This is a genomic window from Streptomyces sp. NPDC059524 (genome assembly GCF_042749255.1).
Lineage (GTDB): Bacteria > Actinomycetota > Actinomycetes > Streptomycetales > Streptomycetaceae > Streptomyces > Streptomyces xanthii.
This window is the reverse complement of record NZ_JBHYTK010000058.1, coordinates 15,950-37,996: the sequence shown is the minus strand read 5'-3', so window position 1 is coordinate 37,996 and position 22,047 is coordinate 15,950. Positions and strand designations below refer to the sequence as shown.

The following is a 22,047-nucleotide window of genomic DNA, read 5'->3' as shown; positions in this document are numbered from 1 at the left end:
GGAGCGTGCGACCACAGGCCGCGGCACGGCTCCTGTTCGGGAGCCGTGCGCGCCGTCGCTGGCTGCATCTGATCATCGGCGGCGCCCTCGCCATGCCGTACCTGCTGCTGGCCTCGGTCGTGGTGGGGCCGCTGACCGGCGCGACCGACGTGTTCTCGGACCTGGGTCTGCAACTCGCCTCGTTCGCCTGCGGGTTGCCGCTCGCCGCGCTGACCGCGGCCCTGTCGCCGCTGACCCGGCCGATGTCGGTCGCGGTGGTGCGGGCGCTGTGCGGGGTGGATCCGGCGGAGCTCGCGGACGGGCCGCCGCGCACCCGGGAGGCACGGGCCCGCACCGCCGCCTGGTTCACGCTGCACCTGGGGGCCGGCGGGATCCTGAGCGGGATGACGCTGGCCGTGCCGCCGTTCGCCCTGGCGCTGATCGCGCTGCCGTTCGTGCCGGCGCTGCGGGACTCGGACAAGCTGTTTCCCCGAACCGCGGATCATCCGTGGGCTCTGGCGCTGATGCCGGTCGCCGGACTGGTCATGCTGGTGGCGCTCGCGGGCTGCGCGGCGGTGGCCTCGGGTCTGCTCGCGCGCTGGGCGCCCGCGCTGCTCGGGCCGAGCCCCGCCGACCGGCTCGCGCAGGCAGAGGAGCGCGCCGCCGACCTCGCGGTGCGCAACCGGCTGGCCCGCGAGCTGCACGACTCGGTGGGGCACGCGCTGAGCGCCGTCACCCTCCAGGCGAGCGCCGCGCGCCGGGTCCTGGACAGCGACCCCGACTTCGTACGGGAGGCGCTCGCGGCGATCGAGGACACCACACGGCGCACGGTCGGGGAGCTGGACGCCGTGCTCGGGGTGCTGCGCGAGGCCGGGGACGCGGCGGCGACGGCGCCCGCGCCGACGCTGGCGGACGATCTCGACGGGCTGCTGCGGCGGACCCGGGCCGGCGGCACGGAGGTGACGGCGCGGGTGGACGTCGACCCGGCCGGGCTGCCGCCGCTGGTCTCCCGGGAGGCGTACCGGATCGTGCAGGAGGCGCTCAGCAACGCGCTGCGGCACGCGGGCACCGCCGTGGCCCTGCGGCTGGCCCGGGACGGGGACGCGCTGCGGATCACCGCCGAGAACCCGCTGCCGGACGACGGGGCCGGGCCGCCGCGCCCCGGCGGCGGACACGGGCTGCGCGGCATCGCGGACCGGGCCCGGCTGCTCGGCGGCACCGCGAGCGCCGGGCCCGCACCCGGCACCCCCGGGACCTGGCTCCTGGACGTACGCCTCCCTCTCCCCTCCCGGAAGGAACCGAAGATCCCGTGACCCCCGCACCGCTGCGCGTCGTCCTCGCCGACGACGAACGCATGGTCCGCACCGCACTGCGCGCGATCCTGTCCGCCGAGCCCGGTATCGAGGTGGTCGGCGAGGCCGCGACCGGCGCCGAGGCCGTGTCCGTGGTGCGCGAGCTGCGCCCGGACGTCGTGCTCATGGACGTGCGGATGCCGGAGGTCGACGGCATCCGTGCCACCGAACAGATCCTGCGTGCCATGGACGAGCCGCCGCGCGTCGTGGTGGTGACCACCTTCGAGAACGACGCCTACGTGTACGAGGCCCTGCGGGCCGGCGCCGCCGGGTTCCTGCTGAAGCGGGCGGACGCGGACGCGCTGGTCGGCGCGGTGCGGCTGGTGGCGCGCAGCGACACCCTCCTGTTCCCGGCGGCGGTGCGGGCGCTGGCCGCCGAGCACGCCGCCTCGCGGACGCGGGCGGCCCCGTGGGTCGCGCGGCTGACCGGACGGGAGAGCGACGTGCTGCGGCTGATGGCGACGGGCCTGACGAACGCGGAGATCGCGGAGCGCATCGGGGTGGGCGCGGCGACGGTGAAGACACATGTCGCGGCGGTGCTCGCGAAGACGGGGGCCCGGGACCGGACGCAGGCGGTGATCGCGGCGTACGAGGGCGGGTTCGTGCAGGGATCGTGACCGGCGTGACCGTTGCATGACGTTGATCACGTCATGAGAGCTTTCTGAGAATCGACCCCAGAAGGAACGATCCGCTCCGGTCCGCTCGTCCCTTCTGTGGGATGAACAAGGCGATCAGGCGTGCCTCGGTCTTCTGTCTGCTCCTCGTGCTCGCTCTGCTGGTCAAGGCGACGTTGGTGCAGTTCTACGACGGCCCTGCGCTCGCAGACGACAAGGACAACCGGCGGAAGACGATCGCGCAGTACGCGTATCCGCTGGGCGACATCATCGTGGGCGGAAAGGCGGTGACGGGCTCCGAGAAGACGGACTCGGGCGACCTCGCGTACAAGCGGACGTACGAGGACGGGGCACTGTACTCGGCGGTGACGGGCTACACGTCGCAGGTGTACGGCGCGACGCAGCTGGAGTCGATCTACCAGGACGTGCTCGACGGCTCGGACCCCGAGCTGAAGAACCCGGTCGACGCGCTGACCGGCGAGCACACGGACCCGGGCGATGTGGTCACGACGATCGACCCCGCGGTGCAGAAGGCGGCGTACGAGGCGCTCGGCGACAAGAAGGGCGCCGCCGTCGCGATCGACCCGGAGAGCGGGAAGATCCTCGGCATGGTGTCGACGCCGTCGTTCGACCCGTCGAAGATCAGCGGCTCGGGATCCTCGGACGCGGCGGCGTGGAAGGCGCTGTCCGCCGACAAGGACGTACCGACGCTGAACCGGGCGCTGAAGCAGGCGCTGCCGCCCGGCTCCACGTTCAAGCTGGTCGTGGCCGCGGCCGCGCTGGAGGACGGCCTGTACGGCTCGGTCGACGAGAAGACCGACTCGCCGGACCCGTATCTGCTGCCCGGCACCCAGACGTATCTGCGCAACGAGAGCAAGACCGCACCCTGCGAGAACGCCAGCATCCGCACGGCGTTGCAGTACTCCTGCAACACGGTGTTCGGGAAGATGGCCGTCGATCTGGGGCAGGACAAGGTGCGGGCGATGGCCGAGAAGTTCGGCTTCGGCGACACCGAGCAGGACGTGCCGGTGCGGGCCGCCGAGAGCGTGTACCCGTCCGGGATGGACAAGGCGCAGACGGCGCTGTCCGGCATCGGGCAGTTCGACGTGACGGCGACGCCGCTGCAGATGGCGATGGTCTCCGCGACCCTGGCCAACGGGGGCGAGCAGGCCTCCCCGCGCATGGTGTCCGAGGTGACGGACGCCGACGGCGACGCGCTGAAGAGCTACCCCGACGGCGACACCGAGCGGGTCGTGAGCACCCGGACCGCCGAGCAGCTCCAGTCGGCGATGGAGACCGTGGTCGAGCGGGGCACGGGCACGAACGCGCAGGTCCCGGGCGCGACCGTGGGCGGCAAGACGGGTACGGCGCAGCACGGCGAGAACAACAGCCAGACGCCGTACGCCTGGTTCACGTCCTATGCGAAGGACGACTCCTCCGGGAAGCAGATCGCGGTGGCGGTCGTCGTCGAGCAGTCCGACGCGGCGCGCTCGGAGGTCAGCGGCAACGGGCTCGCGGCGCCGGTGGCGCAGGCCATGATGGAGGCGGGCCTGAAGGACTGAGACCCGAGATCGCAGAGCGGTGGCGGGTCAGGCCCGGCGGCGCCGGGGAAAGAGCCGTCGGCGGCGGGGCGGGGACGGTGCGGGCTGTGCGCCGTCCCCGCCCCGCACCGGCTCCGGCACCGGCTTCTCGCGCTTGAACCACGTGTAGACGGTCCAGGTCCCGCACGGCTGCCAGCCCACGCCGGCCGGCCGCCCTCCCGTACCGGTGACCGCGCGGCGGTACTCCCAGCGCCGGGGGTGCTCCGGATCGCGGCGGCAGACGAAACGGCCGAGGGAGTCGACGCGTTCGAGCTCCCAGCCCTCGGCGCCGAAGCGGTCGAGCAGTGCCGCGTCCGCGTAGGTGTCGGCGGACCAGCGCCAGATCTCGGCGTGTTCGTCGGCGGCGGGCGCGGGGGTCAGCATATCGGCGAGCGCGCCGGCCGGGCCGAACCGCCCGGCCGGGTCGCCGTGGGCGGCCCCGGCCAGCTCGGCGAGGACCGCCTCGGTGTGCCCGTCGGGCAGCCCGCGCCCGCGCAGCAGCTCCCGCATCTCGTCCCAGTACGCCGTCTGTTCCTCCGCCACCGGGTCAGCGTAGCCAGGGCCGCCGGGCGGGCCCGGGAGCGGACTCAGCCCACGTAGTAGGTGGGGTTCGGGAACTTGTACGTGCGGTCGGCGTGGCCGCCCTCGAGGTCGGACTCCTGGTCGCCGAAGTTGCCGACGATGTCGTAGCCGAGGGACTCGATGTGCGCGCGGGTGCCGGACTTGTACTGGACCGTGGTGCACTTCCAGGCGGCCGGGGTGGCGCAGTCGCTCAGGTAGGCGGGCGGGTTCGCCTTGTTCTTCAGGAAGACGTGGTCGGCGTCGAGGTTGACGTCGATGCCGACCTTCTTCAGGTTCTCCACGGCGGCGGAGCGCTGCTCCTCGCTCAGGCCGGAGTTGTAGAACACCTCGACGCCCTGGGACTCGGCGTACGCGATGAGGGCGGGGGTGCCGAACACGGCGGGCCGGTCCGCCTTGGCCACGTAGGCCTTCCAAGTGGCGTCGTTGTAGACGTAGTTCGTCTTCTTCTCGTAGTCGAGGCTGAGCAGCAGGGTGTCGTCGATGTCGAAGACGACGGCGGGGCGCTCGTCCTTGCCGTGGTGCCGGTGGGCGGCGCGGGCGATCCGCTTCTTCGCGGCGGCCTGGATGCGGGCGAGGTCCTGCGCGTACTGGCTGTCGGGCGAGGACTGCCAGACGCCGTCGGCGTCCTGGGTGGCGCCGTAGTAGGAGTCGATCTCCTTGAACAGCAGGCCGATGTTGTGCGGTTCGGCCGTCGTGCTCGCCGAGGGGCGGTCGGCGCTCGCGGTGCCGGTGCCGTAGGCGACACCGGCGGCGAGGGCGCAGGCGGCGGCGACGCCGATGACACGGGTGGAGGGGCGAAGGGTCGGCACGGGCAACTCCGGTGCTGGAAACGGGTGGGATGTGTGCAGGTGGCTGCATGTCTACGCGCATCACATGCGCTCCCGCGAGTCCTGTTACCCGATCGATATCAGCCACGGGGCAAGCCATTGCCCACGCCTGAACCGGACTTGACCGCGTGTTGAACCCCGGCCTCTAGGGTCGACAAGCCGGAACGAACCTAGACAGAGGATCCCGGACCGTGACTTCCGCACCCCTGGTCGCCGCCGTGACGCGCGCCGCGTCGCCCGAGCTGCTCGGGCTGTTCCTCGTGGGCGCGCTCGTGGCGATCTGCTGCGGTCTCAACTGGGCCCTTGACCTGCGCGGCACCCTCGGCCGGCGCACCGGGGCCCCGCCCGTCGCCGTGCCGTCGCCGGGCCATCTGCGGCTGCTGGGCTCACTGCTCACCGCGGCCGGGGTCGTCCTGCTGTGTGTGACGTACGTGCTGTGGCGGCTGGGCTGATCCCGGCCGCGCGATCCGGGGCATCCGCCCGATGCCGGGGCAGGGGCCTCAGATCCAGACTCGGCGCCCATGACCTCGTACAAGACGCCGCTCCCGGCGCCCCCTGAACGTCCCCTCGTCCGTGTCCTGCGCGACCGCGCCGCCGGCCGCTGTCTGCTCGCCGTGCTCGTCTCCGGCTTCGGGACGAGCGCCCTGTGGCTGGTCTCCGGGGTGTGGACCAAGGAGTTGACCGGCTCGGACGGTCTCGCGGCGCTCTGCGCGTTCGCGCTGTGGGCGCCCACGCTCGCCGGTCCGCTGCTCGGCGCGATCGCCGACCGGGTGCGCCGCCGGCGGCTGCTCGTCGCCGTGAATCTGGCCCTTTCTGCCCTCGTCCTCGCCCTGTTCGCGGTCGACGGCCCCGGCCGCCTGTGGCTCCTGTTCGCCGTCCTCTTCCTCTACGGGGCCTGCGGCGTCGTCACCGACGCGGCGGAGTCCGCGTGGGTCGCGGGCGCCGTCCCCGCAGACGTGCTCGGGGAGCTCAACGGGCTGCGGATGTCGGTGAACGAGGGCGTGAAGATCGTGGCGCCGCTCGCGGGCGCCGCCTTGTTCGCGGCGTACGGCGGCGCGCGCGTCGCACTGCTCGACGCGGTGACCTTTGTCGCCGCGGCGGGCCTGTTCGCGAGTGTGCGGGGGCGGGATCCTCGGCCGGTGCGGCGGGCGGGGGCCCGCGCGGCGGACGGGCTGCGCGAGCTGTGGCGGCACGGGGAGCCGCGCCCGCTGCTGCTGTCCGGGTCCGGCGTCATGGCACTGTCCGGGGTCACGGGCGCGTCGGTGTTCGCGGTGGTCGACGGTCTCGGCCGGGCCCCCGCGTTCACGGGGGTGCTGTACGCGGTGCAGGGCGTGGGCTCGGTGGCCGCGGGCGCGCTGTCCGGCGGGCTGCTGCGCCGGCTCGGCGCCCGCCGCTTCGCCGCGTACGGGATCGCGTTGTTCGCGCTGGGCGCGGCGGTGCGGGCGGTGCCGTACGACGCGGCGGTCCTCGTGGGCAGCGCGGCGATCGGGGTGGGGCTGCCCTGCCCGCTGGTGGCGGCGCTGACTGCGGTGCAGCGCGCCCTGCCGGACGAGGTGCTCGGCCGGGCCTCGGCGGCGGCCCACACCCTGCTGTTCACCCCGGGTGCCCTGACCCTGGCCGTGGGCGCGGGGCTCGTGGTCGTGGCGCCGGTGGGGGTGCTGTTGCCGGTGGTCGGCGGGGCGGGGCTGCTGCTGGCCGTGGCCTGTCACGGCGCCGGCCGTCGGGGCGGTTCGGCTGTGACGGAACCCGGGTGAGTGGTCACGGTACCTGGCTGAGCGGTCACGGCACCTGGGTGAGCGCCCGCGTCACCGCCGCCAGGTCCGCGTCGGACGCCAACCCGGCGTGGTAGAGCCTCAGTTCGCCGGCTCCGGCGGCGCGGGCCGCGCGGGCGTCGGTGGCGAGGGCCGCGGGGTTGCCGCCCATGCCGGTGACGATCGTGAGGTTCGCTGCGACCACGCCGCGGCCCTGCTCGGCGAACGGGGGCACGAGGCCCGCTCCCCCGGTGCAGGGCACGACGACGCCGTCGGCGACGGAGAGGATGTGGGCGGGGTCGACTCCGGCGTTGGCCCCGCAGTGGTACGGGACCGGGTCGGCGTGCAGCAGGACCTGGAAGGCGGTGTCGGCCGGGGCTGCCTTGCGGACGGCCGCGACGGCCTCCTCCTGGAGCGACTGCGCGGTGGCGTCGCGGTGGGCGCGGGTCGCGGCGGCCCGGTCGGCGCCGAGCAGCTTCTCGACGCCCGCCCAGCCGTCGTCGCAGGCCTCGCCGCGCCATACGGGCTCCAGCGCGACCCGTACCGCGCGGGCGAGTTCGTCGGGGTCGAGGCCCTGACGCCCGTACCCGTCGCGGCAGGACAGACAGAAGCAGAGCGACATCAGGTACTGCCCCGCGTCGCCGAGCTCGACACCGGCGATCTTGTCGTGGGCGTGCAGGTGCGCGAGCCCGTACCAGCCGAGGGACTCGAGTTCGGTGCCGAGGGCGCCGGGCCGGGTGGCGGCCTCGGCGGCGAGGTCGACGAGGTAGGCGCGGGTGGCGGGCTGGGCGATGCAGGGGGCCCAGGGGTAGCGGTCGCCGTAGGCGTTGACGACGGAGGTGTCCGGATGTTCGGCGCCCAGGCGGGAGTTGTGGGCGAGGACGACCCAGGTGTGCACGTCGAGCCCGGCGTCGGCGAGTGCGGCGGCGGCCTCCCCGTAGGCGTCGCCCGGGGCCCAGTCGCCGGCCGAGTACGGGGCGGGGACCCTGCCGTGCCAGCGCCGCCGGTCGACGGGGTAGAGCGTGGCGGCGTGGGCGGCGGTGACGACGCGGTGGTGCGGGTGGCGCGGGGTGAGGGCGCGGGTCGAGTGGTAGGCGGCGGCGAGCGTGACCTGGCCGACGCCGAGGTCGGCGATCCGGCGGGCGGCGGCCGGGTCCCCGTTGACGTCCCAGGGGTAGAGGAAGACGGAGGTCTTCACGCGCCGGCTCCTTCCAGCAGACCGAGGCCGTGCTCGACGAGCGCGGCGAGCCGCTCGACGTGCTCCTTGCACGGCTCGTGCAGCGGCGGCCGCACCTCGCCGACGTCGAGCCCGCGCAGTCTTACACCGGCCTTGACCAGTGAGACCGCGTAGCCGCGGCCCTCGCCGCGCAGTTCGACGAGCGGCCGGTAGAAGCCGTCGAGGAGGCGGACCACCGTCGCGTCGTCCCCCGTGTTCAGGGCCCGGTGGAAGGCCTGGGCGATCTCGGGGACGAAGCAGAAGACGGCGGAGGAGTAGAGGGTGACGCCGATGCCGCGGTAGGCGAGCGCGGTGAGTTCGGCGGTGGGCAGCCCGTTGAAGTACAGGAACGCGGCGTCGGGGGCGTCGGTGCGCACGGCGCTCACGGTGCGCTGCATCAGGTCGAGGTCGCCGAGTCCGTCCTTGAGGCCGAGGACCTTGGGGTGCCGGGCGAGGCCGACGACGGTCCGCGGGGTGAACACGGCGTTGTCGCGCTGGTAGACGATGACGTCGAGGGAGGTCGCCTCGGCGAGCAGCGTGTAGTGCCGCAGCAGCCCCTCCTGGCCCGCCGCCACGAGATAGGGCGGCAGGGCCAACAGGCCGTCGGCGCCCGCCCGTTCGGCCCGGCGGGCGAAGTCGACGGCGAGCGCGGTGCCGTACCCGGCGCCCGCGAGGACCGGCACCTCGCCCGCGGCCGCCTCGACCGCGACGGCGACGCACGCCTCGAACTCCTCGGGCGCGAGCGCGTGGAACTCCCCGGTGCCGCAGCAGGCGAACACGGCGGCGGCCCCGGCCTCGACCCCGCGCCGCACATGGGTGCGGTAGGTGTCGAGGTCGACTCCGCCGTCGGGTCCGTACGCGGTGACGGGGAAGAACAGCGGTCCCCGGGGGATGCCGAGTCGGGCGGCGAGCGGGGCTGACGTCACGGGCTCTCCCTGAACTGGTGCACGCGGACGCGGGCCGGCACGCGCCTCCCCCGTCCATGTGCAAGTTTCTGATCCCTGTCCATATCCCTGAACGCGCTCACCGTAAGCCGCCGCACAGGGCGGGTCAAGGCGCAGACTCACCCCCTCCCGCACCCTTGACGCACCCCGCCACCCTCCCTAGCGTGTCCACAAATATGAACTCGACTCACACACATACACGGGAGATCCCGCGCATGGCCGCTCCCCACACGCCCCCCGCGCCCCGCACGGTCCTGCTCACCGGCGCCGCCGGCGGCCTCGGCACCCTGATGCGCGGCCTGCTCCCGCAGCACGGTTACGACCTGCGCCTGTTCGACGTGCGCCCCGTCCCGGACGCGCCCGACGCGATCGTCGCGGACCTCAACGACACCGCCGCCCTGCGCGAGGCCGTGCACGGCGTGGACGGCGTCCTCCATCTCGCGGGCATCTCCCTGGAGTCCACGTTCGACAAGATCCTCGAGTCGAACATCCGAGGCACCCAGCGCCTCTACGAAGCGGTCCGCGAGGCGGGCGGGCCCCGCGTCGTGTTCGCCTCCTCCAACCACACCATCGGCTACACCCCGCGCCCGCACGTCGAGGACGGCGCCCCCCTGGTCCCCGTCGACACCCCGCGCCGCCCCGACACCTTCTACGGCCTGTCCAAATGCTTCGGCGAGGACCTCGCCCAGTACTACTGGGACGAGCACGGCGTCGAGACGGTGTCGGTCCGCATCGGCTCCTGCTTCCCCGAACCGACCGACGTCCGCATGCTCTCCCTCTGGATGAGCCCCGCCGACGGCGCCCGCCTCTTCGACGCGGCCCTCACCGCCGAACACGTCGGCCACACCGTCGTCCACGGCTCCTCCGCCAACACCCGCGCCTGGTGGGACCTGACCACCGCCCGCGCCCTCGGCTACGCCCCCCAGGACGACTCCGAGCCCTACGCCGCCAAACTCCTCGCCGCCCAGGGCCCCCTCGACGACACCCTCCCCGCCCACCACCACATCGGCGGCCGCTTCGTCGATGACCCACCGATCTGGCCGCACTGAGACGGGCCGTCTCTCTCCCCCCCGGACATGGGGAAGGCCGGACTCCTTCGGAGCCCGGCCTTCCCCATGCCGTCGCGGCGGTGACGGTGACTACAACGCCTGCGCCGCCGGCTTGACCATGCCGCGGACCGTGCGGGACTTCACGAAGTCGCCCATCGCGGTCATCTCCCACTCGCCGGAGAACTGCTTGATGAGCTTGGCCATCATCACGCCGGTCTGCGGCTCCGCGTTCGTCAGGTCGAAGCGGACCAGCTCCTCGCCGGTCGCCGCGTCGAGCAGGCGGCAGTAGGCCTTGGCGACCTCGGTGAACTTCTGGCCCGAGAACGAGTTGACCGTGAAGACCAGGCCCGTGACGTCCTGCGGGAGGCGGCCGAGGTCGACGACGATCACCTCGTCGTCGCCGCCGCCCTCACCCGTCAGGTTGTCCCCGGAGTGCTTGATCGCGCCGTTCACGATCGAGAGCTTGCCGAAGTAGCAGCTGTCGATGTGGTTGCGCTGCGGGCCGTACGCGATGACGGACGCGTCGAGGTCGATGTCCTTGCCGCGGAACGCGGGCTCCCAGCCGAGGCCCATCTTGACCTGGCTCAGCAGCGGGCGGCCGCCCTTGACGAGGGACACCGTCTGGTTCTTCTGGAGGCTGACCCGGCCCTTGTCCAGGTTGATCTTCCCGGCGCCGGGGGCCGGGGCGGCGGCTGCCGCGGGGGCGGCCGCGGGCGGCGGGGGCGGGGCGATGCGCGGGTCCACCGGCGGGGTGGTCGGCGCGGGCATCGCGGCGGCGGGCGGGGCCGGCGGTGCGACGGGGGCGGCGGCCGGGGGCTGGGGCGCGGGCGGGGCGGCCGGCTCCTCCACGGAGACGCCGAAGTCGGTGGCGATGCCCGCCAGCCCGTTCGCGTACCCCTGGCCCACCGCGCGGGCCTTCCACGCCCCGTTCCGCAGATAGACCTCCATGACGACCAGGGCCGTCTCGGAGCCCAGCTGCGGCGGCGTGAACGTGGCGATGACCGCGCCGTCGTCCGCGCTGCGGATCGTGGCCGTGGGCTCGATGCCCTGGAAGGTCTGGCCCGCGGCGTCCGGGCTCGCGGTGACGACGATCTTCTCGATGCCCGGCGGCACGGCGGCCGTGTCCACCGTGATCGCGTCGGGCGCCGTGCCGCCGCCCGACGTGTACGTCACGCCGGGTCCCGCGGGCTGGTTGTAGAAGATGAAGTCGTCGTCCGAGCGCACCTTGCCGTCTGCGGTGAGCAGCAGGCCCGATACGTCCAGGCGCACGGGGGCCGTGACGTCCACCGTCACGCGCTGCGCCGTGAGCGGGATGTTCGAGCCGGGGGTCATAGCTGTCATGACTGGGGTAACGAGCGGCTCCGCTTTGCCGTTCCCTTACCGAAGGATTTTTCTTCGTCACCCCAGCCACTCGGCCTACGCGGCGGCCTGGGCCCAGGGCCAGTCCGCGTCCCGGCCCGCCTCCAGCAGCGACACCATCCGGAACGCCGTGTCGGACAGCCCCCCGAACGTGTGCCGGTTCGGCGCCGACGGAGCGTGACCGGCCCGGTACCCGGCCAGGTTCCACGTGTACACCGGGACGTGCGCCGGCAGGGACTCGCCCGGGTCCCCGTAGTGGCTGTACGTGGCCTGCTCGTCGGTGACGATCAGCACCCGGTCGTGCCCGCGGTAGTGGCGGCGCACCGCCTCCGTCGTGTTCGTCCCGCCGAGGTTCCCGAACCGCTCCAGGATCTTCAGCACGGACTCGCCCGCGCCGTACTTCACGGGCGCGCTGCTCGTGCCGAACTCGACCAGGTCCGCGTCGGCGGCCCGCAGCGCGAGCGCCGTGCCGAAGACCGCGGCCGCGTCCGCCCGGTTGAGCTGCGAGCGGTCGGACAGCGGGCTCCACATCGAGCCGGAGCGGTCCACCAGGATCAGCGTCCGGCCGCGCAGCGACGGCACGTTGGCCAGCGAGTGGCCGAGCGCCCGCTCCAGCGGGTACGCCCAGCGCAGCGACGGCGCGTGCTGGTACGCGGCGAGGTAGCGGAAGGGGAACTGGCGCGAGCGCGCCACTTCGGCCGGGTCCGCGATGCGGGCCGCGACCCGCGCCGCGACCTCGTCCGAGACACCGGCCTCGTCGAAGTTCCGCAGGTTGCGGACGAGCGCCATCGAGCCCATGGACGGGATCACCGCTTCCCAGGCCGCCCGGTCCATCGGACCCTGCAGCCAGCCGGCCAGCGCCTCCCAGGTCATGCCGGCCGCGGCGAGCCGCTCGGCGCCGTCGGGCGCGAGCAGCACGGCGCGCCGCTCGGCGGCCGGCACCGCCATCAGCTCGCGGTGCGCGACCAGGACCGGGCTGGAGGCCGGCGCCTCGGCCGTCTCCGGGTGGTGCCGGCGGTCGAGCGCGTACTGGAAGAGCTCGCCCTGCCCCGGCCGCTCGGGGTCCGGCGCCGCGTGCACCAGGTTCAGGACGTCGCCGAAGCGGTAGCCCTTGGAGGCGGTGTCGTACTTCAGGAGGGCCTTGCCGTGGTACAGGCGGCGGACGGCGTCGGCGACGCCGCGCTTGACCGGCTTGGGCAGGGCGCGGCCGTGGGTCTGCGCCCAGTAGCCGAGCAGTTCGCCGGGCTCGTCGGGGCGGCGCAGCACGGACGCGATCACCTGCCGGTTCGACGGGCCGTCGGTGGCGCCGGCGGCGAGCCGGGCGTGCACGTACTCGGCGGCGCCGACGAGGGACGCGGTGCGCATGTTGCCCTCGCCGCGCAGCCAGCCGAGCAGGCCCGCGGTCCACTCCGGGTCGCTCACGGCGAGCCGGCGCACGAGGTCGGTGAAGCGGTCGTCGCGGGCCGCTCCGTCCTCGTAGAAGGTCTGCTGCGACACGAAGTTGGCGACCGAGAGCAGAAAGAGTTCGGAGCGCTCGTCGCGCTCGGCGCCCCGGCCGCCCTCGTGGGTGCGCAGGACGCGGCCGGTGGTGCGCACCGGGGAACGGAGCGCGGCCTGTACGGACTTGCGGTTGAAACGTGCCATGAGAATTCCCCCGAATTCAGCGAAAGCGTGAAAGCGAGGGAGGCGCAGCGAATGGAGCGTGCCCGAGATCAGAAGTCGGCGACGGAACTGTGCCGGTGCTCTACCGATTGAGCTACCGCAGCCGTGCGAACGACCGCGTGACGGGACTCGAACCCGCAACCCCCGGATTAGGAGAAGTAACCGTTGCCTGCGCACCGGGCACACACCATCTGCTACGCCTCCCGAGATCTTGCCGGCCGCGGTGCTGTCTTCTGGAGAGGAAGTAACCGTGGCCTTCGCACCGGGAGGTGCGGCGTGAGAAAAACTCTAGGGCGGTGTGTGACCGGTCGCCAGGCAATTAAATTCCGGCGCGGAGGAGTTCAACGGGTTCAGCGCTGACGCTTCCAGGGCCCCGTGATGGCGAGCATGATGCCGGGGGTCTGGATGTTGGCGTAGAGGGTGCGGCCGTCGGGCGAGAAGGTGACGCCGGTGAACTCGCTGTACTCCGGCTCCTCTTCCGTCCCGATGTTCAGGTCGTTGCGCGCGATCGGGTACGTGCGGCCGCGCTCGGTCGCACCGAACAGGTGCTGGACGCCCTCGCCGTCCTCGGCGATGACGAGGCCGCCGTACGGGGAGACCGTGATGTTGTCCGGGCCGTCGAGGGCGCCGTCCTGGGACGGGTCGGGGTTGACGCCGAGGAGCACCTTCAGGGTGAGGGTGCGGCGCTTGGGGTCGTAGAACCAGACCTGGCCGTCGTGCTGGACGGGGCTCTCGTCACGGGCGAAGGAGGAGACGATGTAGGCGCCGCCGTCGCCCCACCACATGCCTTCGAGCTTGCGGGCGCGGGTGATCTCGCCGTCCTTGAACTGCTTGCGCGTGGAGACGGTCTTCGCGTCGCGGTCGGGGACGTCGACCCAGTCGACGCCGTAGACCGTTCCGGTCTTCGTGGCGCGGGACAGGTCGTCGACGAAGCGGCCGCCGGAGTCGAAGCACTTGAAGGCCTGGAGGACACCCGCGTCGTCGGCGAGCGTGGCGAGCTTGCCGCGGCCGTGCTTGAAGCCGTGCGGCGGGACCCAGCGGTAGAGCAGGCCGTTGGGCCCGGAGGCGTCCTCGGTGAGGAAGGCGTGGCCGCGCTTGGGGTCGATGACGACGGCCTCGTGGGCGTAGCGGCCGAGGGCCTTGATCGGCTTGGGGGCCTGGTTGGCGCGGCGGTCGTAGGGGTCGACCTCGAAGACGTAGCCGTGGTCCTTGGTGAAGCCGTTCTTGCCGGCCTTGTCCTCGGTCTCCTCGCAGGTCAGCCAGGTGCCCCAGGGGGTGGAGCCGCCCGCGCAGTTGGTGGCGGTGCCGGCGATGCCGACCCATTCGGCGACCTCGCCGCCGCGGCGGACCTCGACGACGGTGCAGCCGCCGGCCGCGGCCGGGTCGTAGACGAGCCCCTCGGTGAGCGGCACCGGGTGCGGCCACTTGTCGCGGGCGCCGGCCAGCTCGTGGTTGTTGACGAGGAGGGTGGTGCCGCGGGGGCCCTCGAAGGTGGCGGTGCCGTCGTGGTTGGACGGCGTGAACTCGCCCGACTCCAGCTTGGTCTTCCCGCTGTAGGTGATGACCTTGTACGAGAATCCGGCCGGCAGCGCGAGGATGCCGGCGGGGTCGGCCCGCAGCGGACCGTACCCGGGGCCGTCGGCCGGACCGTGCCGGTCCGCGTCGGCGTCGGTGACGTCGGCGGTGTCGGTGGCCGCGAGGGCGCCCGGCGCGGTGGCGAGGGCGCCGACGGAACCGGCGAGGGCGACGCCGGCGCCGGTGGCCGCGGAGCGTCGGGCGAAGTCCCTGCGAGTGAGCGACATGGTGGCTGTCTCCTGCGGAGGTGACGGGAGTGGTCGGGGGGTGAGGACCGCGGGGCGTCCCTTTCGAGACACCCGGTTCGGCCACACGCTCCCGCGCCCGCGCGAACACCGGTTGAACTCCGCCCGACGCGCAGGCACCCACTGCCCCGACTTCCGGCGGCGCCGTCCGGGCCCGCTCCTCCGGAGACGGCCTGCCGAGCCCGGCCCCACAGGGACGGACCCGTTCGGATCAGCGCCGCTCGGATCAGCGCCGCTCGGTTCAGCGCCGCCAGGGGCGCGGGGGGACCGCGCGCAGCAGGACCACGGTCCGCGCCCGACCGACCACACCGGCCCCTGCGGCGAGCTCCCCCGCCCGCACCGGAAGACGCCGCTCAGCCGCCGGAGGCGGACCTCGCCTTGAAGGCGGCCTTGCGGGCCTCCTTGGCGACCTTCTTGTCCGGGTGGAGGCGGCCCATCGCCTCCAGGACGTCGGCGGTGGCGGGGTGGTCGACCCGCCAGGCCGCCGCGAAGAAGCCGCTGTGCTGCGCGGCGAGCCCTTCGACGAGGGCCTGCAGCTCCTCCGAGTTGCCCTCCAGGGACAGCTGCGCGGCGATCGTGTCGACGGTCAGCCAGAAGACGAGGTCCTCGGACGGCGCGGGCACGTCCGTGGCGCCGTGCTCGGCGAGCCAGACCCGGGCGAGGCCGCCCAGCTCCGGGTCCTGGAGGACCTCGCGGAGCGCGGGCTCGGCCTCGGTGCCGACGAGGGACAGGGCCTGCTGGCAGCGCAGCCGGCGCAGCGGGGCGCCCTGGTCGCCGCCGCGTGCGGCGCCGAGCAACTCGCGGGCGGAGGCGAGCGTTTCGCGCCGGGCGAGCCACTGTTCGATCTCGGCCTGGGCGGCGGCCTGCGGGAACGCGGAGGTGCCGTCGAGCAGCGCGTCGGCGCCCTTGTCGGCGAGGTCGCCGACGGCCGGCGCGTCGATTCCGGCCTCCAGCATCCGGGCGCGGATGCCGTGGAGGCCGAGCGGGGTGAGGCGGACCATGCCGTAGCGCGCGATGTCGGACTCGTCGACGGGGGCGGCCGGTTCGTCGGAGTCGATGTCGGCCATGAGGGCCTCGTCCACAGGCTGGAACTCGACGAGGCCGACGGGGGCGAGCATCCGGAACTGGTCGTCGAGGCGCATCATCGCGTCCGACACCTGTTCCAGGACGTCGTCGGTGGGCTCGCCCATGTCGTCGGGGACGATCATCGACGCGGCGAGGGCGGGCAGCGGCACGGGTCCCTCGCCCGCGCCGCCCTCGGTGACGGTCAGCAGGTACAGGTTGCCGAGGACGCCGTCGAGGAACTCGGCCTCCGCCTCGGGGTCCCAGTCGAGCTGCGAGAAGTCGATCTCGCCGCCCTCCTCCATGGCGTCGACCAGGTCGTCGAGGTCGGGCACGGTCGCGTCGGCGAGCACCGTCTCCAGGGCCGCGCGCCACAGCGCGAGGACGTCCGCGGGTCCGCCGGAGGTGAGGACGCCGAGTTCCTCGCCGACGGTGACGGTGCCCTCCTCCTCGTCGACGATCTCCACCAGGCCGGTGTCGACGGCGACCCGCCACGCCTCGCTCGCGTCGGCGGCGCCGTCCGCGTCGTCGGGCAGGCCGAGTTCGGCGGCCGCGGCGGGCAGCTGCTCGTCGACGAGTTCGCCGCCCGCGCCGACCCGGGTGCCGGGCCCGGCCCAGCGGGCGAGCCGCACCGCGCGCGACAGGAGGGGGGTGGCGAGGGCGTCCCGCGCCAGCTCCGCTTCGGCGGGCAGCCGTACCGGCGGCAGGGTGGAGCTGTCTGACATCGGCTGGTTCTCCTCATGAGCTACGTTGCGACCGCTCAGCCTAGACGGATTTGCACCCTTGCCGCCGGGTTCATCTGCCAGTCGGCTCCCCGACCGCGTGCGGCCACTCACGAAACCTTGACAACTCCCCCGGGCACACAAGAGATTGACGCGCGTAGAAGTCGGACGGCAGTCCGCCCTCGTCCCGGCGCTCGCCACTCGCACGTCCCCGGAGGGATCCCCTTGCCGAGTCAGTCAGCACGCCCCGCGCGCAGCGCGTTCTCCGTGTTCTCCCGTTCGCGGCTCGCCGCGCTCGCCGTCGTCACCGCCTGCGGTGCGGCCGGCACCGTCCTCGCGGTGTCGCCCGCCCACGCCGACACCGTCGCCATCCACGACATCCAGGGCTCCACCCGGCTCTCCCCGCTCGCGGGGCAGCAGGTCGCGGATGTCGCGGGCGTCGTGACGGGGGTGCGCAACTACGGCTCGGTCAAGGGCTTCTGGTTCGAGGACACGGCGCCGGACGCCGACCCGGCCACGAGTGAGGGCGTGTTCGTCTTCACCGGTTCCGCCCCGACCGTGAAGACAGGCGACGCGGTCAAGGTGTCCGGCACGGTCTCCGAGTACGTCCCGGGCGGCGCCTCGTCGGGCAACCAGTCGCTGACCGAGATAACCAAGCCGACGGTCACCGTCGTCTCGTCCGGCAACGCGGTACCGGTCACCACGATCGACTCCCGTTCGGTCCCGGCCGCGTACGCGCCCGCGGGCGACCCGGCCGCGCAGGGCTCGGTCAACGGCCTGCCGCTCCGGCCGCGCGCCTACGCCCTGGACTACTACGAGTCCCTGGAGGGCCAGAACGTACGGATCGGCTCCTCGCGCGTCGTCACGGCGACCGACCCGCACACCGAGCTGTGGGTCACGGTGCGGCCGCGCGAGAACCGGACCGAGCGCGGCGGCTCCCGTTACGGCTCCTACGCCTCGCAGAACGGTGGCCGGCTGCAGATCCAGTCCCTGGGCGCGGTCGCCGACTTCCCGAAGGCCGATGTCGGCGACACTCTCGCGGGCACGACCGAGGGCCCCCTGGACTTCAACCAGTACGGCGGTTACACGCTGGTCGCGCGCGAGCTCGGCACCCTGGAGCAGGGCGGCCTGGAGCGCGAGACGACCCGTGCGCAGAAGTCCGGCGAGCTGGCCGTGGCCACGTACAACGTGGAGAACCTGGACCCCTCGGACAGCACGTTCGCCGCGCACGCGGCGGCGATCGTCGACCACCTGCAGGCGCCGGACATCGTGTCCCTGGAGGAGATCCAGGACAACGACGGCGCGAAGAACAGCGGCACGGTCGCCTCCGACGTGACGGTGAACAAGCTGATCGACGCGATCGTCGCGGCGGGCGGCCCGCGCTACGAGTGGCGCGGCATCGACCCGGTCGACGGCCAGGACGGCGGCGAGCCGGGTGGCAACATCCGCCAGGTGTTCCTGTTCAACCCGGACCGGGTGTCGTTCACCGACCGCGCCGGCGGCGACGCGACGACCCCGGTCGGCGTGGTGCGCACGGAGCGGGGCGAGCCGGCGCTGACCGCGTCCCCGGGCCGGATCGACCCCGCGTCCACCGCGTGGAAGAGCAGCCGCAAGCCGCTGGCCGGGGAGTTCGTCTTCCGCGGGAAGACGGTCTTCGTGATCGCCAACCACTTCGCGTCCAAGGGCGGTGACCAGGCGCTGACCTCGCAGTACCAGCCGCCGACGCGCAGCTCGGAGACGCAGCGGCACGCGCAGGCCGAGGAGGTCAACGCGTTCGTGAAGGACATCCTGAAGGTGCGGCGGGACGCGGACGTGATCGCGCTCGGCGACATCAACGACTTCGAGTTCTCCGGGACCGCGCAGCGTCTGGAGGCGGACGGCGCGCTGTGGTCGGCCATCAAGTCGCTGCCCAAGAAGGAGCGTTACACCTACGACTACCAGGGCAACAGCCAGGTTCTGGACCAGATCCTGGTGAGCCCGTCGATCCGCAAGGGCCCGTTCGCGTACGACAGCGTGCACATCAACAGCGAGTTCCACGACCAGATCAGCGACCACGACCCGCAGGTGCTGCGTCTGCGCCCGTGAGCGCGCAGGTACGTGAGCGTGAGCGGTCAGTCGGCCGGCCGGCCCGCGAGGTCGGCCGGCCGTCCGGCCGCCGTGAGCAGCGCGTACTCGTCGGCCACGACGGCTTCGGCCACGGCGACGGCGCGCTGCCCCGCGAGGCGGAGCCCGGCATGGGAGTAGGGCGGGGGCGAGGGGCGTCGGCGGCGCCACCACGCGTCGGCCGCCGCGTAGATCCCGCTCGCGCACATCACGGCGGGCATGGCCAGGGCCAGCACCACGTCTCGCACCACTCACTCCTAGTGAACCGTCCGGCACTCTCTGTGCGGTTCATCGGATTCAGGATGGTCCGACTGAAGGAAAAACGGCCCCGCTCAGGTGTCCGGTCCGTACGCCGTCCCGGCCATCCTTCAGCGCTGCTCCGCTTCATGTCGTAGCAGATTTAAGTGGAGCTTCACGGTCGGGCGGCCGACACTCCCTGCATGAGCGACGACACCGTCTTTCCCGCCTCCCCGTTCGGCCGCGTCCTGTGCGCGATGGTCACCCCGTTCACCGAGGACGGTGGCGCCGTGGACCTGGACGCCGCCCAGCGGCTCGCCGACCGGCTCGTCACCGAGGGCTGCGAGGGCCTCGTCCTGTCCGGGACGACCGGCGAGTCCCCCACCACGTCGGACGCCGAGAAGACCTCCCTGGTGCGGGCGGTGCGCGAGGCGGTCGCCGGGCGCGCCCACGTGCTCACCGGCATCGGCACGGCCGACACCGCGCACAGCGCCGAGCTGGCCCGCGCGGCCGAACGGGCCGGTGCGGACGGCCTGTTGGCGGTCACCCCGTACTACAGCCGGCCGCCGCAGGAAGCCGTCGAGGCCCACTTCCGCACGCTCGCCGACGCGAGCGGGCTGCCGGTGATGCTCTACGACATCCCCGGCCGCACCGGCACCCGCATCGAGCCCGCGACGATGATCGCGCTCGCGGCTCATCCCCGCGTCGTCGCCGTGAAGGACTGCGGCTACGACCTCCTCGGCACCCAGAAGGTCATGGCGGCCACCGATCTGGCGTACTACACGGGCTGCGACGAGTACGTGCTGGCGCTGCGCGCCCTGGGCGGCGCGGGCTGCGTCTCGACGGTGGCGAACGTCGTCCCGGCCGCCTTCCGCGCGATCGTCGACGCCTTCGACGCGGGCGACACGGCGGGGGCCGCGAGGCTCCAGCGCGAGGTGATCCCGCTGACGGACGCGATGATGAACGCGGGCCTGCCCGGCGCCGTCACCGCGAAGGCCCTGCTCGGCGCCCTGGGCCTGCCCGGTGGCGGCCCGGTCCGCGCCCCGCTGCTGCCCGCGGGGGGCGGCGGGGCGCCGGGCGGGCGGGGGGGGCGGCGGGGCCCCCCCGGGCCCCCCCGGGGGTGGGTCGGGGCGGCCGCGCGCGGGCGCGCGGGGGCGCGCGCGGGGGCCGGGGGGCCCGCGCCCCCCCCCCCCGCCCGCCCCCCCGCCGCCCGCCCCCCCCCCCCGCACTGCTGGCGGCGTACCGGACCCCCCTGGTCACCGCGTGGTGAACTCCGGGATCCAGCGGCCCGGATACTCGGCGGACGCCTTGCGGAAGTCGCTGAGCGGGACGACCTCGCGGCTGCCGAGGGTGACGAGGAGCAGCTGATTGCGGAACTCGCCCTTGCCGGCGCACTTCTTGGGATCGCAGCCCCACGCGATGAGCCGCTTGTCGTCGGCCCAGGCGAGCAACTGCTGCGCGGGCAGCTTCGCGACCTGTTTGCCGGTCCTGGCGTCGTTCACCGCCACGGCGATCTCCTTGCCGCGCCCGGCGAAGTCCCCGGCGACGAGCTTGCCGCTCGGCGAGATGCCCGCCTGGACGTACCACTGGGCGTGGCGCTCCTCGGGCGGCACCGGTGCCTTGCGGCCCTTGAGGTCGAAGTACTGCTCGGGCACCCCGCCCGTCATGACGCCGGCGTGCACGAGCCTGCCGGTGGGGTTGAACGAGAAGTCCTGCCGGGAGTTGGTGTCCTCGTTGTCGGTCACCTTGTGCCAGTCGCTGTGTCCGGTCGCGACGTCGACGACCGCGAAACCGGTCCGGGACGAATCCATGTCAGGGCCCGGCATCGTCTTGCCGTCGCCGTAGTCGACCACGTTGCGCTTGTAGAGGGCGTCGGGGTTCTTCGCGTACGTCGTCGCGACGAGCTTGCTGCCGTCGGGCGAGAACTGGAGCCCGGCGGCCCCCTGCGCGAGGGGGATCCACCGCTTCACCTTGTTCGTCGCGAGGTCGAGCAGCCCGATGCGCTCGGCGGGCAGGTCCTTCTCCAGGACGGCGGCGGTGCGCAGCCCTGGAGCGACGGTGAGCCAGGACCAGCGGGTGGTCTTGCGGTACGTCTTGGTGGTCGGGTCGAGGACGCCGTAGGTACGGCTCAGGCGCCCGTCCCCGTTGTCGAAGACGACCTGCCGGATCGTCGAGAAGGAGGCCAGTGCGACCCGTCCGGCCGCGATGGCGTCCTTGGGCGGGGACTGGTCGGGGTGCGCGATGACGTCCTCGGAGCCGATGACCCCGGCGGGCCTGACGTCCTGGTCGCCGGCGTACCGGGGCACCAGGACGGCCCCGAGGACCACGGCGGTGACGGTCGCGGCGCCGGCCGCGACGGTGCGGGTGCGGCGCCTGCGCCGGGCGGCGAGCACCCGGTCGGCGAGATCCGCGGGCGCGGGGACCACCGCGGCGGCCTGCTCGTGCAGCGCGTCCTTGATCACTTCGTCCAGGTTCACGGGCGCACCTCCACGGGCGAGTAGTCACGGGACGGCGGCTGCTCGGCACCGGACGCGCCGAGCAGGGCCAGCTCGGGCGCGAGGGCGCGCAGCCGGGCCAGGGAGCGGTGGGTGGTGGAGCGCACGGTGCCGACGGAGCAGCCGAGCAGCCGGGCCACGTCGGCCTCGGGCAGGTCCTCGAAGTAGCGCAGGACCAGGACGGTGCGCTGGCGCGGGGTCAGCCGGGAAAGCGCGGCGCTCAGGACGATCCGCAGCTCGGCCGACGCGGTGCCGCCGTCACCGGCCGCGGGCGCGTCCGGCACCTCCCCGTAACTCACCTCGCGGCGTGGCCATTTGAGCCGCCATCTGCTGATCTGCTGCCGGTAGAGGACCTGGCGCACGTACGCCTCCGGGTCGTCCACCTTGTTCCAGCGCCCGGCGACCTTGATGAGCGCGTTCTGCAGCAGGTCCTCGCCGGCGTGCCGGTCGCCCCCGCTGAGCAGGACTGCGGTCTTCAGCAGCGCGGACGAACGGTTCGCCACGAACTCCCGGAAACTCTCCGCGCCGCGGCGGTCCGGGTCTCTGCCTGCGTCCATCGTCACCTTCACTTCCCCACCCATGTGGTGCCTCTGCCCTTGATGACGACCGCGACCGCTCCCCGCTATGCCCCTGCAGGGAAAACTCTTCCGGGAAGTTTTCGAGGGGCCGCACGGGGCACTCGCCCACGACACA

General features: G+C 73.3%; 18 protein-coding genes and 1 pseudogene. 8 read left to right on the top strand and 11 right to left on the bottom strand.

The window, feature by feature from the left end; translation table 11 throughout:
- Positions 1-5 precede the first annotated feature (5 nt).
- From ACFW9D_RS18360 to ACFW9D_RS18350, 3 genes are all read left to right on the top strand, one after another.
- Positions 6-1,292, top strand: coding sequence for a sensor histidine kinase (locus tag ACFW9D_RS18360; protein ID WP_384623126.1), 1,287 nt, complete (start codon positions 6-8; stop codon positions 1,290-1,292).
- Positions 1,289-1,948 (top strand): response regulator transcription factor, encoded by a 660-nt coding sequence (locus ACFW9D_RS18355; RefSeq protein ID WP_188339629.1) that lies wholly within the window; start codon positions 1,289-1,291, stop codon positions 1,946-1,948. The genes ACFW9D_RS18360 and ACFW9D_RS18355 overlap by 4 nt, the downstream gene beginning before the upstream one ends.
- A 101-nt stretch (positions 1,949-2,049) precedes the next feature.
- Positions 2,050-3,507, top strand: coding sequence for a peptidoglycan D,D-transpeptidase FtsI family protein (locus ACFW9D_RS18350; protein WP_384623124.1), 1,458 nt, complete (start codon positions 2,050-2,052; stop codon positions 3,505-3,507).
- 27 nt (positions 3,508-3,534) lie between these two features.
- On the opposite strand, the gene ACFW9D_RS18345 is transcribed toward ACFW9D_RS18350, so the two are convergent.
- Both ACFW9D_RS18345 and ACFW9D_RS18340 read right to left on the bottom strand, forming a co-directional pair.
- On the bottom strand, positions 3,535-4,068 hold the full coding sequence (locus ACFW9D_RS18345; protein ID WP_384623123.1) for a hypothetical protein: 534 nt from the start codon (positions 4,066-4,068) through the stop codon (positions 3,535-3,537).
- A 44-nt stretch (positions 4,069-4,112) separates the two neighbouring features.
- Positions 4,113-4,916, bottom strand: a complete 804-nt coding sequence (locus ACFW9D_RS18340) for an HAD family acid phosphatase (RefSeq protein ID WP_384623121.1) — start codon at positions 4,914-4,916, stop codon at positions 4,113-4,115.
- Between the two features lie 209 nt (positions 4,917-5,125).
- On the opposite strand from ACFW9D_RS18340, the gene ACFW9D_RS18335 reads away from it, so the two are divergent.
- Together ACFW9D_RS18335 and ACFW9D_RS18330 are read left to right on the top strand one after the other, a co-directional pair.
- Positions 5,126-5,386 (top strand): hypothetical protein, encoded by a 261-nt coding sequence (locus ACFW9D_RS18335; protein WP_223206182.1) that lies wholly within the window; start codon positions 5,126-5,128, stop codon positions 5,384-5,386.
- 69 nt (positions 5,387-5,455) lie between these two features.
- Positions 5,456-6,688 carry an MFS transporter gene (locus tag ACFW9D_RS18330; RefSeq protein WP_384623118.1) on the top strand — a complete coding sequence of 411 codons (1,233 nt, stop codon included), beginning with the start codon at positions 5,456-5,458 and terminating at the stop codon, positions 6,686-6,688.
- A gap of 25 nt (positions 6,689-6,713) precedes the next feature.
- Here ACFW9D_RS18330 and ACFW9D_RS18325 read toward each other — a convergent pair whose 3' ends face one another.
- On the bottom strand, positions 6,714-7,883 hold the full coding sequence (locus ACFW9D_RS18325; RefSeq protein WP_384623116.1) for a hypothetical protein: 1,170 nt from the start codon (positions 7,881-7,883) through the stop codon (positions 6,714-6,716).
- Complete coding sequence (locus tag ACFW9D_RS18320; RefSeq protein ID WP_384623114.1) at positions 7,880-8,827, bottom strand: 5-dehydro-4-deoxyglucarate dehydratase; 948 nt, start codon at positions 8,825-8,827, stop codon at positions 7,880-7,882. Before ACFW9D_RS18320 ends, ACFW9D_RS18325 begins: the two co-directional genes overlap by 4 nt.
- Positions 8,828-9,060: 233 nt before the next feature.
- Here ACFW9D_RS18320 and ACFW9D_RS18315 point away from each other — a divergent pair, with 233 nt between their 5' ends.
- Entirely contained in the window at positions 9,061-9,894 is an 834-nt protein-coding gene (locus ACFW9D_RS18315; RefSeq protein WP_384623112.1) for an NAD-dependent epimerase/dehydratase family protein, read from the top strand.
- A gap of 90 nt (positions 9,895-9,984) precedes the next feature.
- Here the strand turns inward: ACFW9D_RS18315 and ACFW9D_RS18310 are convergent, their stop codons facing one another.
- The 4 genes from ACFW9D_RS18310 to ACFW9D_RS18295 form a co-directional block, all read right to left on the bottom strand.
- The gene (locus ACFW9D_RS18310; protein ID WP_384623134.1) at positions 9,985-11,226 is read right to left on the bottom strand and encodes a TerD family protein; all 1,242 of its coding nucleotides are present in this window, start codon (positions 11,224-11,226) and stop codon (positions 9,985-9,987) included.
- Positions 11,227-11,310: 84 nt separating this feature from the next.
- Positions 11,311-12,897, bottom strand: a complete 1,587-nt coding sequence (locus ACFW9D_RS18305; RefSeq protein WP_384623111.1) for a TROVE domain-containing protein — start codon at positions 12,895-12,897, stop codon at positions 11,311-11,313.
- A gap of 368 nt (positions 12,898-13,265) precedes the next feature.
- Positions 13,266-14,717, bottom strand: coding sequence for an alkaline phosphatase PhoX (locus ACFW9D_RS18300; protein WP_384623110.1), 1,452 nt, complete (start codon positions 14,715-14,717; stop codon positions 13,266-13,268).
- 371 nt (positions 14,718-15,088) lie between these two features.
- On the bottom strand, positions 15,089-16,522 hold the full coding sequence (locus tag ACFW9D_RS18295; protein ID WP_384623108.1) for a hypothetical protein: 1,434 nt from the start codon (positions 16,520-16,522) through the stop codon (positions 15,089-15,091).
- Positions 16,523-16,744: 222 nt separating this feature from the next.
- Here ACFW9D_RS18295 and ACFW9D_RS18290 point away from each other — a divergent pair, with 222 nt between their 5' ends.
- A complete protein-coding gene (locus ACFW9D_RS18290) occupies positions 16,745-18,604 on the top strand; it encodes an endonuclease/exonuclease/phosphatase family protein (RefSeq protein ID WP_384623106.1) in 1,860 nt (619 codons plus the stop codon).
- A gap of 26 nt (positions 18,605-18,630) precedes the next feature.
- On the opposite strand, the gene ACFW9D_RS18285 is transcribed toward ACFW9D_RS18290, so the two are convergent.
- Complete coding sequence (locus ACFW9D_RS18285) at positions 18,631-18,870, bottom strand: hypothetical protein (RefSeq protein WP_188339619.1); 240 nt, start codon at positions 18,868-18,870, stop codon at positions 18,631-18,633.
- Positions 18,871-19,062: 192 nt separating this feature from the next.
- On the opposite strand from ACFW9D_RS18285, the pseudogene dapA reads away from it, so the two are divergent.
- Positions 19,063-19,920, top strand: a pseudogene (dapA, locus tag ACFW9D_RS18280) (4-hydroxy-tetrahydrodipicolinate synthase); the annotation flags it as partial.
- A 195-nt stretch (positions 19,921-20,115) separates the two neighbouring features.
- Here the strand turns inward: dapA and ACFW9D_RS18275 are convergent.
- Together ACFW9D_RS18275 and ACFW9D_RS18270 are read right to left on the bottom strand one after the other, a co-directional pair.
- Positions 20,116-21,336, bottom strand: a complete 1,221-nt coding sequence (locus ACFW9D_RS18275; protein ID WP_384623104.1) for a WD40 repeat domain-containing protein — start codon at positions 21,334-21,336, stop codon at positions 20,116-20,118.
- On the bottom strand, positions 21,333-21,911 hold the full coding sequence (locus ACFW9D_RS18270) for a SigE family RNA polymerase sigma factor (RefSeq protein ID WP_384623103.1): 579 nt from the start codon (positions 21,909-21,911) through the stop codon (positions 21,333-21,335). The genes ACFW9D_RS18275 and ACFW9D_RS18270 overlap by 4 nt, the downstream gene beginning before the upstream one ends.
- Between the last annotated feature and the right edge of the window lie 136 nt (positions 21,912-22,047).